The following is a 17,054-nucleotide window of genomic DNA, read 5'->3' as shown; positions in this document are numbered from 1 at the left end:
CGGGCGAAGGCGCCGACGGGCCTTGGGACTGAACGCAAAAACCCCGCCGTTTCGCTGAAACGGCGGGGTTTTGTCGGTGCCCTCGATAGGATTCGAACCTACGACCTTCTGCTCCGGAGGCAGACGCTCTATCCCCTGAGCTACGAGGGCAATCAGGGATCCTGCCGTTACCGGCGGGACGTCCTAGAGCTTAGCAGGAAGGTGGGCTCCAAAGGAAAACCGCCTGCCCGGGTCCGCCGGGTGCCATCCCGGGAGGCGCGCGGGAGAAGATGACGGCGGGAAAATTCCGCGGGACTGCGGGCCCCCGGTAGGCTGGAGCCGTGACCCCAGAAGAACTCTCCCTCGCCATATCCGCCTGCCTGAAGGACGCCGTCGCCGCCGGTGAAATCGCCCTTGCCGCCGCCGACATTCCGGACGCGGTGCGCGTGGAACGGCCCAAGAACAGGGACCACGGCGACTGGGCCACCAATATCGCCCTCCAGCTGGCGAAACCGGCCGGGATCAACCCGCGGCAGCTTGCCGGACTGCTAAGCGAGCGGCTGGCCTCCATCGAGGGAGTCTCCGCCGTGGACATCGCCGGCCCGGGCTTCCTGAACATCACCGTCGATGCCGCGGCCGCCGGTGCGCTCGCGAAGGCCATCGTCGAGGCGGGCGCCGCGTACGGGACCAACACCGCGCTCGCCGGCCGCACGGTCAACATGGAGTTCGTCTCGGCCAACCCCACCGGCCCGCTGCACATCGGCCACACCCGCTGGGCCGCCCTGGGCGACTCAATCGCCCGCGTCCTCCGGGCCTCCGGCGCCAAAGTCACGGCGGAGTACTACATCAACGACGCCGGCTCGCAGATGGACGTCTTCGCGCACTCCGTGCTCTCCCGGCTGCACGGCCGCGGCGTTCCGGAAGGCGGCTACCCGGGCGAATACATCGCGGACCTCGGCCACGAAGTGCTGACCCAGCACCCGGACATCCGGGAACTCACCGACGTCGCGGCGCTGCCGGTGATCCGCGGCGCCGCCTACAAAGCCCAGCTGAAGGACATCCAGCAGACGCTGGCGGAGTTCGGCGTCGAGTTCGACGTCTTCTTCTCCGAACAGGAACTGCACGACGCCGGCGCCATTGCGGACGCCGTCGCCCGGCTCCGGGAACAGGGCCACGTCTACGACGACGGCGGCGCGGTCTGGCTGCGCACCACCGACTTCGGCGATGACAAGGACCGCGTGATGATCCGCGCGAACGGCGAACCGACGTACTTCGCGGCCGACGCTGCCTACTACCTGTCCAAGAAGGACCGCGGCTTCACCGAGAAGATCTACCTGCTCGGGGCCGACCACCACGGCTACATCAACCGGCTCAAGGCGATCGCGGCCGCGGCGGGCGACGATCCCGAGGTCAACATCGAGGTGCTGATCGGCCAGCTCGTCTCCGTCAACGGCGCCAAGCTTTCCAAGCGTGCCGGCAACATCATCGAGCTCAAGGACCTAATCTCCTGGCTGGGCAAGGATGCCGTCCGGTACTCGCTGGCCCGCTTCCCGGCCGACTCGCCGCTCACCCTGGACCCGGAACTGCTCAAGAAGCACAGCAACGAGAACCCGGTGTTCTATGTCCAGTACGCACACGCCCGCTCCCGCGGCGCCGCGCGCAACGCCGTGGCCGCCGGGGTCGAGCGCCGGGTGGACGGCCAGGACAGCTTCGACGCCGCGCTGCTGGACCACGCGACGGAAAACGAACTGCTCTCGCACCTGGGCAGCTACCCCTCGATTGTGGCCAAGGCCGCCGAACTGCGCGAGCCGCACCGCGTCGCCCGGCACCTGGAGGTCATCGCCGGCGCCTACCACCGCTGGTACGACGCCTGCCGCGTGGCGCCGCTCGGCGAGGAAGCCATCACCGATCTGAACCGCACCCGGCTGTGGCTCAACGATGCCACCAGCCAGGTGCTGGCCAACGGACTGGAACTGCTGGGCGTTTCGGCGCCGGAACGGATGTGAACGCCATGACCGAGAACCCCAACAACTCCTCTGCAGCCTCACCGCTCGCCCCGGACTGGCTGGCCGTCCCGGAGGACCTCAACGCCCTGCACCCGCCGATGTGGGCGGCCGGTGTGGAACGCAATGACGGCGGCGAACTCGCCATCGACGGCATCCCGGTCAGCGAACTGCAGCGGCAGTTCGGCACTCCGCTGTTCGTCATGAGCGAGACCGACTTCCGTGCCCGCGCCCGGGCGTTCCAGGATGCCTTCAACGAGGCGTTCGCGGACATCTGCGGGGGAGTGGACGTCTACTACGCCGGCAAGTCGTTCCTGTGCACCGCCGTCGTGCGCTGGGTCGAGGAGGAAGGGCTCCGGCTCGACACGGCCTCCGGCGGGGAGCTGGCCGTCGCCGCCCGCGCCGGCATTCCCGGCGCCGCTGTCGCGCTGCACGGCAACAACAAGTCCGACGGCGAGATCCACCGCGCCCTGGACATGGGGCTGGGCCGGATCGTGGTGGACAGCCTCGCGGAGCTGGAGCGGGTGGCCGCCATTGCGGCGAACCGCGGCGAAACGGCGAAGGTCATGCTGCGGCTGACCCCCGGGGTGCACGCGCACACACACGAATTCATCGCCACCGCGCATGAGGACCAGAAGTTCGGCCTCTCGATGGCCGGCGACTCGACCGAGCAGGCCGGGTTGTCCGCCGCCGAGGAGGCCGTGGCCGCCGCCGCCGGGCACGACAGCATCGAACTGCTGGGCCTGCACTGCCACATCGGCTCCCAGATCTTCGAACCGGACGGCTTCGCCCTCGCCGCCGAGAAGTTGCTCGACTTCCTGGCCGCGATGCAGGCCAAATACTCCATCGTGCTGCCCGAGCTGGACCTGGGCGGCGGCTACGGCATCGCCTACACCCCGGTGGACACCCCGCGCCCGCCGGCGGAGATCGCCCAGGCGATGGCCGCCGTCGTGCGGGCCAAGGTGGCCGAACTGGGCATCACCGCGCCGCGGATCTCGATCGAACCTGGCCGCGCGATCGTGGGCACCAGCACCTTCACGCTCTACGAGGTCGGCACCGTGAAGACCGTGCGGGTGGACGCCCCGAGCGGAAAAACCGGCGGAGAGACGGAAAACCCAGCTGAAAACGTTACGTACCCCCGCCGGTATGTGTCGGTGGACGGTGGCATGAGCGACAACGCCCGCCCGGTGCTGTACGACGCGGATTATTCCGCGATTCTTGCCTCCCGCGCGTCAGCCGCGGCTCCGCAGCTGTCCCGAGTGGTGGGCAAACATTGCGAGAGCGGCGACATAGTTGTTAGAGATGTATATCTGCCCGAGGACGTGGCAGCCGGTGATCTGCTCGCTGTACCGGGGACCGGCGCCTACTGCTGGGCCCTCTCAAGCAACTACAACTATCTGGCCCGGCCGGGCGTTGTCGCGGTACGCGATGGATCAGTCCGGCTCATTGTCCGCGGCGAAACCGAACAAGATCTGCTGAACCGCGACATGGGAGTCTGAATGACGGAATTGCGAACCCTGAAAGTGGCCCTGCTGGGCTGTGGCAACGTTGGGGCCCAGGTTGCGCGGATTCTCATTGACGACGCCGAGATGCTGGCCGCGCGCGCCGGCGCCCGCCTGGAGCTGGCCGGCATCGCCGTGCGCAACGTCGACGCCCCCCGCGAGGTCGACCTTCCCCGCGAGCTGTTCACCACGGACGCCGAGGCTCTGGTCAAGGACGCGGACCTGGTGATCGAATTGATAGGCGGGATCGAACCGGCCCGAACCCTGATCCTGGCCGCCATGCGCAACGGCGCCTGCGTCGTCACCGGCAACAAGGCCCTGGTTGCCAAGGACGGCCCGATCCTCCACGAGGAAGCCGATAAAGCGGGCGTGCAACTGTCCTACGAGGCTGCAGTCGCCGGCGCGATCCCCATCCTGCGGCCCATCCGGGACAGCCTCTCCGGCGACCGGATCACCCGCGTGCTGGGCATCGTCAACGGGACCACCAACTTCATCCTGGACCAGATGGACACCACCGGCGCGCAGTTCGCCGACGCCCTCGCCGAGGCCCAGCGGCTCGGCTACGCGGAGGCCGACCCGACCGCCGACGTCGAAGGCCACGACGCCGCCTCCAAGGCCGCGATCCTCGCCTCGCTGTCCTTCCACACCCGCTTCGCCCTCGAGGACGTCTACTGCGAGGGGATCAGCTCCGTCACGGCGGCGGACATCGCCGCGGCAAAGGAGGCCGGCTTTGTCATCAAGCTGCTGGCGATCGCGGAGAAGCTGACCGGTCCCGGGAGCGCGGAAGGGGTCTCCGTCCGCGTGCACCCGACGCTGCTGCCGCGCGAGCACCCGCTGGCCGCGGTGCACGGCGCGTTCAATGCCGTCTTTATCGAGGCGGAAAACGCCGGCGAGCTGATGTTCTACGGCCAGGGCGCCGGCGGGAAACCGACGGCGTCGGCCGTGATGGGCGACCTCGTCTCAGCCGCCCGCAGCCTCGTCCTGGACGGCCCCGGCCGCGCCGAGACCACAACGGGCCAGGTCCCCGCGGCGCCGATCAGCTCGGCGGTCACGAGCTACTACATCGGCCTCGATGTCGCGGACCAGCCCGGTGTCCTTGCCCGGATCGCGCAGCTCTTCGCCGAGCACGGCGTCTCCATCGAAATCATGCGGCAGACCATCCACCGCAGCTCCGACACCCAGTCGGAGTCGGCGGAGCTGCGGATCGTCACGCACCGTGCGAGCGAAGCCGCACTGGCAGCAACCGTCCAGGCCGTGAAGGGCCTGGACGTCATCAATACCGTCACATCCGTACTGCGGGTAGAAGGGGTCTAAGTGGCTCACCAATGGCGCGGGGTCATCCGCGAATACGCTGAACGCCTGCCGGTCACCGAGGCCACCAAGGTCATCACCCTCGGCGAGGGCGGCACCCCGCTCGTGCACGCACAGAAGCTCTCCGAGCTCACCGGCTGCACGGTCTACCTCAAGGTCGAGGGCATGAACCCGACCGGATCCTTCAAGGACCGCGGGATGACCATGGCCATGACGGCCGCCGTCGACGCCGGTGCCAAGGCCGTGGTGTGCGCCTCCACCGGCAACACCTCCGCCTCCGCTGCGGCGTACGCCACCTCGGCCGGGCTGCAGTGCGCCGTGCTGGTACCTGAGGGCAAGATCTCGATGGGCAAGCTCAGCCAGGCGATCGCGCACGGGGCAACCCTCCTCCAGGTGGACGGCAACTTCGACGACTGCCTCGACATCGCCCGCAAGCTGGGGGAGTCCTACCCGGTGTTCCTGGTCAACTCGGTCAACCCGGCCCGGATCGAGGGCCAGAAGACCGGCGCGTTCGAGGTGGTTGACGCCCTCGGCGACGCCCCGGACATCCATGTCCTCCCGGTTGGCAACGCCGGCAACATCAGCGCGTACTGGAAGGGCTACAAGGAGTACGCGGCGCCCTACGAATCCGCCACCGCCGGGACCCTGGCCGCCGTCGCCACGAAGACGCCGGTGATGTGGGGCTTCCAGGCCGCCGGCGCCGCGCCGTTCGTTGCCGGCCACCCGATCACGGAGCCGGACACCATCGCCACCGCCATCCGGATCGGCAACCCCGCGTCCTGGGATACCGCCGTCGCCGCCCGCGATGAATCCGGCGGCGTGATCGAGGCCGTCACCGACGAGGAAATTCTCGCCGCGCACCGCTGGCTCTCCGCCCGCGAAGGTGTGTTCGTGGAACCCGGCTCCGCCGCCGGCGTCGCCGGGCTGATCAAGAAGCACGCGGCCGGCGAGGTCCCTTCCGGCAAGACCATCGTCATCACGGTCACCGGCCACGGCCTGAAGGACCCGCAGTGGGCCCTCCGCACCGAGGACGGCAGTGACGTGCAGCCGGTCAAGGTTGCCAACGACGTCGTCACGGTGGCCGCTGAACTGGGACTGGAAGAAAAATAGCCGTGGAAACCACCCTCACCGTTCCCGCCGAATCACCCGCCGACACGCCGGCGGTTCCGGCGGGGCAAGTGGTCACCGTCCGGGTTCCGGCCACCAGCGCCAACCTGGGCCCCGGCTACGACAGCCTGGGGCTTGCGCTTTCCCTGCACGACACGCTGACGGTGGAGACCCTGGAGAGCGGCGAACTGGAATTCGACCTGAGCGGCGAGGGCGCTGACACGCTGCCCCGCGATGCGAGCCACCTGGTGGCCAGGGCCCTTACCGAGGCGCTGCACCTGCTGGGCTACCGCCACGAGGGGCTGCGGATCACGGCGGACAACGTCAATCCCCACGGCCGCGGACTCGGATCCTCCGCCGCCGCCGTGGTGGCCGCCGCCACCGCCGCGAATGCACTGGTCCCTGCGGCGTCGCAGCGCGGGAAGGACTGGATCCTGCAGTTCACGTCAAAGCTGGAGGGGCATCCGGACAACGTGGCTCCGGCCATTTTCGGCGGACTGGCAATGTCCTGGCAGGACAGTGACCAGTACAGCAGCACCTGCGCGACGGTTGACCCTGCGATCATTCCGGTGGTCGCCGTTCCTGACTTCGAACTCTCCACCGAGGCTGCCCGGGCCCTGCTGCCTGCTTCCGTGGGGCACCACGCGGCGGCCATGAACTCGGGACGCGCGGCCCTGCTGATCCATGCGCTGACGCAGAAGCCCGAATTCCTGCTTCCCGGCACCGAGGACTACCTGCACCAGAGCTACCGGGCACAGGCCATGCGGCCCAGCGCCGAGCTGATTGCCGCGCTGCGCAGCGCCGGCCACGCCGCCGTCGTCTCCGGCGCGGGACCCACTGTGCTGGTCCTGGCCGCCGGAGAACAGGAAGCGGCCGACGTCGTCGACTTCATCGGCACGTTCACCGCCGCCAACACGCCGGAGGTTGCCTGGCGTGTGATGAAACTGGCTGTGGACACTGAAGGTGCTAAAGTGGAAGTGCACCGGCGGTAATCACGCAAGCTTTTTCTAAGACCGCGATGTTGGCCAAGTTGCCTCTCTCATCTTTCACTGCGCAATATTTTCCGGTGCCACCTGCTTTCGGTCTGACGCAGGAAGCTGCAGAACTCCTCTGTACCCCTGAAGTGTCAGCCGGCCGTTCCTCAATTCCGGAGCGTGACCTGGTGTAGCAGTATCCGGCCCTGCCGGCCGAAATCCAACCGGCAAGGCCGAAATCCCGGCTGCAGATCTGAACTGCAGCCCAGATCAAATCACCGCGTCCAGCTCCTAGCCTGGACGCCGTCGAGGGGGAAGGATCCTTCGTGACCGAAACCACTGAGCTGTCTTCAGCTGTGGAAACATCATCTTCTGCTGCCGCAACGGCAGCACCCGCCAAGAGCAGCGGCCTCGCAGGCCTCAAGCTCGCCCAGCTCCAGGCCCTGGCCAGCCAGCTGGGGATCTCCGGGGGCTCCCGGATGCGTAAGGGCGATCTGGTGACCGCCATTTCCGCCCACCGGGCCGGCACTCCGGTCAGCAAGGCACCCGCCCGTGCCGCCGAAAAGGCGAGCGACAACGGCAGTGTTGCCCACGCTGCGGCTCCGGCCGCCGCACCGGCAACCGCCGCGTCCGAGGCTCCGGCCCAGGAAAACCCGCGGGCCCGGACCCGGGGCCGCAGCCGCCGCGCCGGCAGCGACGGCGTCGTCACCACCCCCGCCGCAGAGGCACCCGCCGCAACTCCGGTGGAGGCGCCGTCCGCCGTTGCGCCGGCGCAGGCACCGGCCGAACAGGGCTCCGAGGGAAGCGACCGCACCCGCCAGCCGCGGACCCGCAACCGCCGCCGCGGCGAGGCCGCCCAGACCGAAGCACCCGCCGTTGCAGCAGGCGAAGCCCCGGCCGAGCAGGCAGCCGTCGAACAGCGCCAGGCTGAACAGCGCACCGAGCAGCGCCAGTCCGAACAGCGCCAGTCCGAGCAGGGCAGCGACGACGGCCAGCGCCGCGAGAACACCCGCGGTCGGGACACCAGCCGCGACAACGCCCCGGGCAACCGCGACAACAACCGCGATAACGGCCGCGACAACGCCCGCGATAGCGACGACAACGACGGCGGCAGCCGCCGCAACCGTCGCAACCGCCGTGACCGGAACGACCGAAATGACCGCTCCGGTGGCCAGGACAACCGCGACAACAGCTCGCGCAACGACCGCTTCCGCGACCGCAACGAACGCCGCCGCGGCCGCTCCCAGGGACCCGACGTCGACGACGTCGAGGTCACCGAGGATGACGTCCTGCTGCCCGTCGCCGGCATCCTGGACGTGCTGGAGAACTACGCGTTCATCCGCACCTCCGGCTACCTGCCGGGCCCGAACGATGTCTACGTGTCCCTCGCCCAGGTCAAGAAGTACAACCTGCGCAAGGGCGACGCCGTCGTCGGCGCCATCCGCGCACCCCGTGAGGGCGAAAGCCAGCAGAGCAACCAGCAGCAGTCGGCACGCCAGAAGTTCAACGCCCTGGTCCGCGTCACCTCGGTCAACGGCAAGACCCCCGAGGAACTCAAGGACCGCGTCGAATTCGCGAAGCTCGTCCCGCTGTACCCCTCCGAGCGCCTGCGCCTCGAGACGGACCCCAAGAAGATCGGCCCCCGCGTCATTGACCTCGTGGCCCCGATCGGCAAGGGCCAGCGCGGCCTGATCGTCTCCCCGCCGAAGGCCGGCAAGACGCTCATCCTGCAGTCCATCGCCAACGCCATCACCACCAACAATCCTGAGGTCCACCTCATGATGGTGCTCGTTGACGAACGCCCCGAAGAAGTCACGGACATGCAGCGCACCGTCAAGGGTGAGGTCATCGCCTCCACCTTCGACCGTCCCGCCGACGACCACACCACCGTGGCCGAACTCTCCATCGAACGTGCCAAGCGCCTCGTGGAAATGGGCATGGACGTTGTGGTGCTGCTGGACTCGATGACCCGTCTGGGCCGCGCCTACAACCTGGCAGCACCGGCCTCCGGCCGCATCCTGTCCGGTGGTGTGGACTCCGCCGCGCTGTACCCGCCGAAGCGCTTCTTCGGTGCAGCCCGCAACATCGAAAACGGTGGCTCGCTGACCATCCTGGCCACCGCGCTCGTCGAGACCGGTTCCAAGATGGACGAGGTCATCTTCGAAGAGTTCAAGGGCACCGGCAACATGGAACTGCGCCTGTCCCGCCAGCTGGCTGACAAGCGCATCTTCCCGGCCGTGGACGTCAACGCGTCCGGTACCCGCCGCGAAGAGAACCTGCTTTCCCCCGAGGAAGTCAAGATCATGTGGAAGCTGCGCCGCGTCCTCTCCGGACTCGAAACGCAGCAGAGCCTTGAGCTGCTGACCAACAAGATCCGGGAGACCCAGAGCAACGTCGAGTTCCTCATGCAGGTGCAGAAGACGACGCTTGGTGCGAAGTCCGATAACGACAAGTAGCTGAGCAGGGGGTGGGGCCGTCGCATATTTTGCCGGCCGCCAGGTCACCCGCCGCTGCGTGCGTCATTAGACTTGGTACCAAGTCGAAAGAGGTTTTGAAATGTTTGAGTCCGTACAGGGCCTGTTGGATGAACACGACTCCATTCAGGCGCAGCTTGGGGATCCTGCTGTCTATGCTGACCAGAAGCTGGCCCGGAAGCTGGGGCGGCGATCGGCGCAGTTGAACGGCATTGTGGAGGCCTACCACCGCTGGGAAGGCATCCGCGACGACCTGGCGGCGGCCAAGGAAATGGCGGACGAGGATCCGGAATTCGCCGCCGAGGTGCCCGAGCTTGAGGCGGCCCTGGACACGGCGGCGGCCAAGCTGCGCCGGCTGCTGATCCCGCGCGACCCGGACGACGCCCGCAACGTGATCCTTGAGGTCAAGGGCGGCGAAGGCGGCGACGAGGCTGCCCTGTTCGCCGCGGACCTGCTGCGGATGTACACCCGGTACGCGGAATCCCGCGGCTGGAAGACCGAACTCATCTCCGCTACCGAATCGGATCTCGGCGGCTACAAGGACGTCCAGATGGCCGTCAAGGGCAACTCCAACGACCCGGCCGAAGGCGTCTACGCGCGGCTCAAGTTCGAAGGCGGCGTGCACCGGGTCCAGCGCGTTCCCGTAACCGAGTCGCAGGGCCGCATCCACACCTCCGCGGCCGGCGTGCTGGTGCTGCCCGAAGTGGACGAGCCCGAGGAACTCGAGATCAACCAGAACGACCTCAAGATCGACGTCTACCGCTCCTCAGGCCCCGGCGGCCAGTCCGTGAACACCACCGACTCGGCCGTGCGCATCACCCACCTTCCCACCGGGATCGTGGTGGCGATGCAGAACGAGAAGTCCCAGCTGCAGAACCGCGAGGCCGGCATGCGCGTGCTGCGTGCCCGCATCCTGGCCCACCAGCAGGAGCAGATCGACGCCGAGAACTCGGCCCAGCGTAAGTCGCAGATCCGCACCATGGACCGCTCCGAGCGCATCCGCACCTACAACTACCCGGAAAACCGAATCGCCGACCACCGCACCGGCTACAAGGCGTACAACCTGGACCAGGTCATGAACGGCGACCTCGAACCGGTCATCCAGTCCGCCATCGAGATGGACGAACAGGCCCGCCTCGACGCCATCGGCGACTAGCCCGGACCCGGCGCGCCGATGACACCTGAGCCTGATGATTCCTGATCCTGCGCCGCGCCTCGCGGACGCCGTCCGCGAGGCCACGGCCGTACTCGCCGCCGCCGGCGTGCCCAGCCCAAAGGTCGACGCCGAACTGCTCGCCTGCCACCTGCTCGGCGTCGGTCCGGGCCGGGTCCGGGCCATGGTGCTCGGCGACACGCCGGCGCCCGCCGGCTATGCCGAGCTGGTGGCCGAGCGCGCGCGACGGATCCCGCTGCAGCACATCACCGGCGTGGCGCACTTCCGCTACCTCGAGCTCGCGGTGGGCCCCGGCGTGTTTATCCCGCGGCCGGAAACCGAGTCCGTGGTCCAGCTCGTGATCGACTGGCTCAGGGACGCGGCACCGTCGACGCACCCCAAAGTGGTGGACCTGGGCACCGGCTCGGGGGCGATCGCCGGCTCGATCGCGCACGAGGTTCCCGGCGCCGAGGTCCACGCCGTGGAATTCAGCGAGTTCGCGCACGCCTGGGCAGCGAAGAACCTGCTGCCGCTGGGCGTCCGGCTGGTGCGCGGCGACCTCCGGGACGCACTGCCGGAACACAACGGAACGTTCGACGTCGTCGTCTCCAACCCGCCGTACATCCCCGCCGAAGCGGTCCCCAACGAGCCCGAAGTGGCGCTGCACGACCCGCCCGAGGCGCTGTACGGCGGGGGAGCGGACGGAATGGAGCTCCCAGCGGCGGCAGCGGCGTCCGCGGCGCGGCTACTGGTCCCCGGCGGCTACTTTGTGATGGAACACGCCGAGGTCCAGGCAAGCTGGATTGCCGCGATGCTGGAGCGTTCCGGCCTCTGGTCCGGGGTTACGACACATCTGGATCTCAACGGCCGCGAACGCGCCACCAGCGCCGTGCGCAGACCGGCTCCCACCCGCAGTGATGAAAGGATGTCCCAGTGACGACCAGCTACGATTGCGCCGACGCGGACCAGCGCGCCGCAGGACTCGAACACGCCCAACGGGCCATCAGGGCACACAAATGCGTGGTGCTCCCCACCGACACCGTGTACGGAATCGCCGCGGATGCCTTCTCACCGCAGGCCGTGACGTTGCTGCTCGCCGCCAAGGGTCGCGGCCGGTCGATGCCGCCGCCGGTGCTCATCCCGCGGCTGAACGCCCTCGACGGCCTCGCCACCGATGTCCCGGCCGAGGCCCGGCGCCTTGCCGAGGCGTTCTGGCCCGGGGGGCTGACGCTGATCCTGCACGCCCAGCCCTCGCTGGACTGGGACCTCGGCGAGACCAAGGGCACCGTCGCCCTCCGGCTCCCGGCCGACGACATCGCCCAGGACCTGCTCACGCTCACCGGACCGCTGGCGGTTTCATCCGCCAACCGCACCGGCCAGTCCGCCGCGCAGAGCGCCGCCGAAGCCGAAGCGCAGCTGGCGGAGTCGGTGGAGGTCTACCTTGAAGGCGGCCACCGGCCGGTCGAGGGGGACGGCGCCGAGCCCTCCACCATCATCGACGCGACCTCCCTGCCGCTGCGCGTGGTCCGCCAGGGCGCCATCAGCCTGGAGCGCCTGCGCGAAGTGGTGCCGGGCGTGCTCGGCGCCGGCGAAGAGGCTCCGGCCGAGGACGACAGCGCCGACTCGGCCCCCGACGATTCCCAAAGGAACTGACATGCAGCCCAAAGTCGCCGTCGCGGCCGTAACCTTTGACCGCCACGAGGAACTTGCCTTGCTCCTGAAGGGCCTGGCCGAACAGACCGCCCCGATCCACTCGATCGCGCTCGTCGACTCCGGCACAGCGCCGGCCACCGACGTTGTCGAGTCGCAGGGAGCGGACAACATCAACTACCTGCGCTCTGAAGCGAACCTCGGCGGCGCCGGCGGCTTTGCCTATGCGATCCTGGCCGCCATGGCCAGCGGCGCCGAGTGGATCTGGATGATGGACGACGACGGCCACCCCGAGGACGCCAGCTGCCTCGCCGAGCTGCTCAAGACCGCCGAGGAGCACCAGCTCGACATTGTGAGCCCGCTGGTCGCCGCCACGGCCGACCCCAACCGGCTCTCCTTCAACTTCCGGATCAACGGGCTGCTGACCAACGACCGCTCGCGGCTGGCGCCGATGGGCTACCTGCCGGACATGGTCCACTTCTTCAACGGCGCGCTGATCCGGACCGAGGTCTTCTACAAGATCGGCATTCCGGATGTGAAGTTCTTCATCCGGGGCGACGAAGTCGACTTCCTCTCCCGGGTGAAAAAGGCCGGCCTGAAGTACGGCACGCTCGCCACCGTGGCAGTGCAGCACCCCGCCACCTGGACGGAAATGAAGCCGGTCTTTGGCGGCTTCATCACCCCCGTCATTCCGGAGGGCGAGTTCAAGCGCTACTGCTACTTCCGCAACCGGGGCTACCTTACCCGCAAGTACCGCAACCTGCGCTGGTTCGGTGCGGACGTCATCGGCTTCCCGTACTACTTCCTGAAAACCGGCGACCTCAAAGGCCTCGCGCACTGGTTCCGCGCCTACTCCACCGGTTTCCGCGGCAAGGGCTTCGGCTCTCCCGCACAACTGATGTCCACCAACAGCTAGGCCGCCGTGGAGAACCTGTACGTCGTCGTCGTCACCTACAACCGTGCCGACTACCTTCGCAACCTGCTCGATTCCTTCGCCCGCCTCGGCACCCGCCCGGCGCGGATCATCGTGGTGGACAATGCGAGCAGCGACCACACGGCCGACGTCGTCTCCGCGGCGCTGGCCGGCGGGCTGCCGATTGAGTACGCGCGTTTGAGCGAAAACGTCGGTGGCGCCGGCGGGTTCGCCAGGGGTGTGGAGCTTGCGCTTTCTCGCGGCGCGGAGTGGCTGTGGCTGATGGACGACGACGTCGAGGTGCTTCCCGGCGCTGTGGAGGCACTGGAGAAGTTCACGCCGGACTACTCCTGCCTGATCGGCCGCCGCTACGATGCCGACGGAAAACCTTTCTTCTGGCAGCACCATTTTGTCGAGGCGCTGGGGATCTTCCTCCCGGTCTCCCGCGATGTGTTCAAGCATTCCGAGGTTTTCCGCACCAATGTGGGAAACTTCGAAGGCATGCTGATCAAGGCGTCTCTGGCCCGGAGCATCGGGCTCCCGGACCCACGCTTCTTCATCACCTGGGACGACCTGATCTACGGCTGGCTCGCCGCGCAGCAGACCCCGGTGGTCTACGTCAACGCGTTCGTGATCAAGAAGGTCCGCGCCCAGCGCCAGGTGGACCTCGGCCTGCGGCACCTCAACGATTCCTCCGACCTGAGTCGCCGCTACGTCATGCGGAACCGCGGCCACGTCGCGCACTACCTCAGGGCCCACGGCAAGTTCAACCGGCTCGGCTTCGGGGCCGGGACGGCGCTGACATTCCTGAAGGAAATCGTCCGCCTGGTCCTCGTCGAACGGACGCTGAAGGGGACCGGCGCGCTCTGGCGTGGATGGCGGGAATCCCGCGCCATCCTCGCCGACAGCGGCTGGAAACCTATGCCGCCGCTGCCCGCGGACCCGGGCGGCGGCCGCGAAAGAGATTAGTATCGTTCTAGGCCCCGACGCCGTCCGACAGTTGCGACGGGGTATTTTCTGAAACAGGCGCATGGCCGCCGTGGTAGTGGAAGTCGGTTGCAATCTCTGTTGACTACGAAATCTGAAGCGCGCGAATCAGCCGCACAACGGGACGAGAAGCCCGCCCTCTGGATCTGGATCCAGCTGTTCCTCGACTCGATGTCGTGGATTGTGGCGATCGTCCTCGCCCTGCTGCTGCGCTACGAGATGGGTATCCGCGTAGAGCAGTTCGCCGGCGCCTTCGTCATCGCAGCCATCGCCGTGGTCGCGCAGATCCTGGCCGGCTATGCGTTGGCCCTGTACCGGGGCCGGTATCCGTTCGGCAGCTTCCAGGAGGCCCGGGCACTGGTTTTCGTCACCGTGATTGTGGCCGCATCGATCACCGCGAGCCTGCTGGTGCTGTACGAGGCCATCAACATCGGACGCAGCGTGGGCCTGATCGCCTTCCCCTTCGCCTGCCTCTTTATGGGCGCGGCCCGCTATGCCAAACGGCTCTACGTGGAGGGAAAGACGCGGCCCGGCGACGAGGCGCAGAACACCCTGATCTACGGCGCGGGATTCCTCGGCAACTCACTCCTGACCCGGATGCTGCAGGATCCGGAGTCCCCGTACTTCCCGGTCGGCCTGATCGATGACGACCCGGCCAAGAAGCACCTCCGCCTCTCCGGAGTCCAGGTCCTCGGCCGGGGAGACGACCTCCCGGCGATCATCCGCCGGACCCGCGCGAGGGTGCTGGTCCTGGCCTTCGCCAACGTCGAGGCCCCGGTGGTCCGCCGCATCTCGGACGCCGTCGACGGCCTGAACATCCGCGTGCTGGTACTGCCTCCGCTGCGCGACATGCTGGGCGGCGGGGCTCCCGACGGTTTCTCCGATTTCCGCGACGTGGCGGTCGAGGACCTGATCGGCCGGCGGCCCGTCGACATCAAGGTCGACGAAATCGCGGGCTACATCAAGGACAAACGCGTGCTCGTGACCGGCGCCGGCGGCTCGATCGGCTCGGAACTCTGCCGCCAGATCGTGCAGTTCTCCCCGGCGGAACTGATCATGCTCGACCACGACGAGACCGGGCTGCAGCAGACCCAGATCTCCATTACCGGCCGGGGCCTGCTGGCCGGCCGCGATACCGTACTGGCCAACATCCGCGACGGCGAGGCGCTGGAAGACATCTTCGAGGACCGGCGCCCCGAAGTGGTGTTCCATGCGGCCGCCCTCAAGCACGCGCCCCTGCTCCAGCAGTACCCGGTCGAAGCCTGGAAGACCAACGTCTGCGGGACCCTGAACGTGCTGCGCGCCGCCCAGCGTGCCGGCGTCTCGCATTTCGTGAACATCTCCACTGACAAGGCGGCCAACCCCACCACGGCACTCGGCCACTCCAAGCGCGTCGCGGAAAAGCTGACCGCCTGGATGGCCGGCCAGACCGGCGCCAAGTTTGTCTCCGTCCGCTTCGGCAACGTGATGGGCAGCCGCGGCTCGATGCTCCCGCTCTTCACCGAGCAGATCCGCGTGGGCGGCCCCGTCACGGTCACCGATCCCGACGTCACCCGCTTCTTCATGACGATTCCGGAGGCCTGCCAGCTGGTGATCCAGGCCGGCGCGATCGGCACAGGCGGCGACGTGATGATCCTGGACATGGGCGAGCCGGTACGGATCCTGGACGTGGCGCAGCGCATGATCGCCATGTCCGGCAAGAAGGTCGACATTATCTACACCGGGCTGCGGCCGGGGGAGAAGCTGCACGAGGAACTGGTCGGCACCGGCGAACTGGACCAGCGGCCCCTGCACCCGAAGATTTCCCACACCAAGGCCTCCCAGCAGGACCCGGACAAGCTGGACCTCAATGTCTGGCTGGCCCGCTGCGAAGCAGAACAAGGCGCCAGTATCGCGGACATCCCCGACGAGGAGGCCGACGAAGCGGGAGAGATCCGGGTGGCGTCATGATGCCGCTGGCCGTGGCGGCCGGCATCACGCTGCTCGCCAGCCTGCTGCTTCCCCTTGCGGTGAAGCCGTGGCTGGTGCGGATGGGCGTGGTGGACATTCCCTCCGCCCGCTCCTCCCACCGCAAGGCGACGATCCGGGGGATGGGCGTGGCCACCGCACTGGCCAGCGGCGCCGGCTACCTGGCGGCGGTCTTCCTGGGCGTCGTCACGGTGGACCGGTCGCTGTTCGCCGTGGTGCTGGCGATCATCGCCGCGTGTTCGGCGGTGGGCTGGATCGAAGACTTGCGGGGCCTGTCCATCCGGGGCCGCGCCGCCGCGCAGCTCGGCATCGGCGCCGCCGGCTCGGCGGCGCTGATCGTGCTGACCGGGCAGTCGTTCTGGTGGCTTCCGCTGGCCGCCCTAGCGATTGCGGCCTACGTCAACATTGCCAACTTCATGGACGGCATCAACGGGATCTCCGGCCTGCACGGGGTCACCGCCGGCGGCGCCTACGCGGTGGCCGGCCTGCTGTCCGAACAGCCCTGGCTTACCGCCGGCGGTGCGGTGCTGGCGATGTCCTTCCTCGGCTTCCTGCCCTGGAACCTCGGCCGCGGGTCGGTCTTCCTGGGCGACGTCGGCAGCTACCTGCTGGGCGCCTCAATCGCCGCACTAGCCGTGGCAGGGTTCCTCTCCGGCGTCTACGTCGAATACGTTCTCTCGCCGATCCTCGTCTACGCCGCTGACACCGGCTACACCCTGCTGCGCCGGATCAAGGCGGGGGAGCGCTGGTACGCGTCCCATCGCGAGCACGTTTACCAGCGGCTCACCGACGTCGGGTTTACGCATCTGCAGTCAGCCGCGACGGTCACGGCGTGCACCGCCGCGGTGATTGTCCTCGGATTCGTCGCCGCCACGGCACCGCTGCCCGCCGTCGCCCTCTGTGTAGCCGGCAGCCTCCTGATACTCGGGCTGTATCTCGCGTCCCCGGATCTGATCCGCAGGTTCCGCCGCCGTTCCAAGGTCACCCGCATCCCCGTGGCCTAGCCGTGTTCTATCTCGTGTAGAATTCAGGG

The 17,054-nt window shown here is 68.1% G+C and carries 13 protein-coding genes and 1 tRNA gene; 13 read left to right on the top strand and 1 reads right to left on the bottom strand.

The window, feature by feature from the left end:
- Positions 1-77 precede the first annotated feature (77 nt).
- Positions 78-150: transfer RNA gene (locus FFF93_RS10980), tRNA-Arg, on the bottom strand.
- Between the two features lie 170 nt (positions 151-320).
- Here FFF93_RS10980 and argS point away from each other — a divergent pair.
- The 13 genes from argS (at position 321) to FFF93_RS10915 (ending at position 17,025) form a co-directional block, all read left to right on the top strand.
- On the top strand, positions 321-1,985 hold the full coding sequence (gene argS, locus FFF93_RS10975; protein ID WP_138768884.1) for an arginine--tRNA ligase: 1,665 nt from the start codon (positions 321-323) through the stop codon (positions 1,983-1,985).
- A gap of 5 nt (positions 1,986-1,990) precedes the next feature.
- Positions 1,991-3,481, top strand: a complete 1,491-nt coding sequence (gene lysA, locus FFF93_RS10970; RefSeq protein ID WP_138768885.1) for a diaminopimelate decarboxylase — start codon at positions 1,991-1,993, stop codon at positions 3,479-3,481.
- Positions 3,482-4,798 (top strand): homoserine dehydrogenase, encoded by a 1,317-nt coding sequence (locus FFF93_RS10965; RefSeq protein WP_138768886.1) that lies wholly within the window; start codon positions 3,482-3,484, stop codon positions 4,796-4,798.
- Complete coding sequence (gene thrC, locus FFF93_RS10960) at positions 4,799-5,905, top strand: threonine synthase (protein ID WP_138768887.1); 1,107 nt, start codon at positions 4,799-4,801, stop codon at positions 5,903-5,905.
- A 2-nt stretch (positions 5,906-5,907) separates the two neighbouring features.
- Entirely contained in the window at positions 5,908-6,894 is a 987-nt protein-coding gene (thrB, locus tag FFF93_RS10955) for a homoserine kinase (RefSeq protein ID WP_138768888.1), read from the top strand.
- A 308-nt stretch (positions 6,895-7,202) separates the two neighbouring features.
- The gene (gene rho, locus FFF93_RS10950) at positions 7,203-9,332 is read left to right on the top strand and encodes a transcription termination factor Rho (protein WP_138768889.1); all 2,130 of its coding nucleotides are present in this window, start codon (positions 7,203-7,205) and stop codon (positions 9,330-9,332) included.
- 100 nt (positions 9,333-9,432) lie between these two features.
- Positions 9,433-10,506: a peptide chain release factor 1 gene (gene prfA / locus FFF93_RS10945; protein ID WP_138768890.1), complete on the top strand. Its 1,074-nt coding sequence runs from the start codon at positions 9,433-9,435 to the stop codon at positions 10,504-10,506.
- Positions 10,507-10,540: 34 nt separating this feature from the next.
- Positions 10,541-11,440: a peptide chain release factor N(5)-glutamine methyltransferase gene (prmC, locus tag FFF93_RS10940; protein ID WP_138768891.1), complete on the top strand. Its 900-nt coding sequence runs from the start codon at positions 10,541-10,543 to the stop codon at positions 11,438-11,440.
- Positions 11,437-12,156 carry an L-threonylcarbamoyladenylate synthase gene (locus tag FFF93_RS10935; RefSeq protein ID WP_138768892.1) on the top strand — a complete coding sequence of 240 codons (720 nt, stop codon included), beginning with the start codon at positions 11,437-11,439 and terminating at the stop codon, positions 12,154-12,156. The genes prmC and FFF93_RS10935 overlap by 4 nt, the downstream gene beginning before the upstream one ends.
- Before the next feature lies 1 nt (position 12,157).
- Complete coding sequence (locus tag FFF93_RS10930) at positions 12,158-13,069, top strand: glycosyltransferase (protein ID WP_138768893.1); 912 nt, start codon at positions 12,158-12,160, stop codon at positions 13,067-13,069.
- A gap of 6 nt (positions 13,070-13,075) precedes the next feature.
- A complete protein-coding gene (locus FFF93_RS10925) occupies positions 13,076-14,035 on the top strand; it encodes a glycosyltransferase (protein WP_138768894.1) in 960 nt (319 codons plus the stop codon).
- A 99-nt stretch (positions 14,036-14,134) separates the two neighbouring features.
- Positions 14,135-16,003 (top strand): nucleoside-diphosphate sugar epimerase/dehydratase, encoded by a 1,869-nt coding sequence (locus FFF93_RS10920; RefSeq protein WP_138768895.1) that lies wholly within the window; start codon positions 14,135-14,137, stop codon positions 16,001-16,003.
- Entirely contained in the window at positions 16,000-17,025 is a 1,026-nt protein-coding gene (locus FFF93_RS10915) for a glycosyltransferase family 4 protein (RefSeq protein ID WP_138768896.1), read from the top strand. Before FFF93_RS10920 ends, FFF93_RS10915 begins: the two co-directional genes overlap by 4 nt.
- The last annotated feature ends 29 nt before the right edge of the window (positions 17,026-17,054 follow it).

Origin of the sequence: Arthrobacter sp. KBS0702 (assembly GCF_005937985.2) — a bacterium.
GTDB lineage: Bacteria > Actinomycetota > Actinomycetes > Actinomycetales > Micrococcaceae > Arthrobacter.
Note: the sequence above shows the minus strand (reverse complement) of the source record. Positions and strands in the feature narration are given on the sequence as shown.

Excerpts from the sequence above, each read along its gene's own strand:
- lysA (WP_138768885.1), top strand. The coding sequence starts at position 1,991 with ATGACCGAGAACCCCAACAACTCCTCTGCAGCCTCACCGCTCGCCCCG.
- FFF93_RS10965 (WP_138768886.1), top strand. The coding sequence starts at position 3,482 with ATGACGGAATTGCGAACCCTGAAAGTGGCCCTGCTGGGCTGTGGCAAC.
- prfA (WP_138768890.1), top strand. The coding sequence starts at position 9,433 with ATGTTTGAGTCCGTACAGGGCCTGTTGGATGAACACGACTCCATTCAG.
- prmC (WP_138768891.1), top strand. The coding sequence starts at position 10,541 with ATGATTCCTGATCCTGCGCCGCGCCTCGCGGACGCCGTCCGCGAGGCC.
- FFF93_RS10930 (WP_138768893.1), top strand. The coding sequence starts at position 12,158 with ATGCAGCCCAAAGTCGCCGTCGCGGCCGTAACCTTTGACCGCCACGAG.
- FFF93_RS10915 (WP_138768896.1), top strand. The coding sequence starts at position 16,000 with ATGATGCCGCTGGCCGTGGCGGCCGGCATCACGCTGCTCGCCAGCCTG.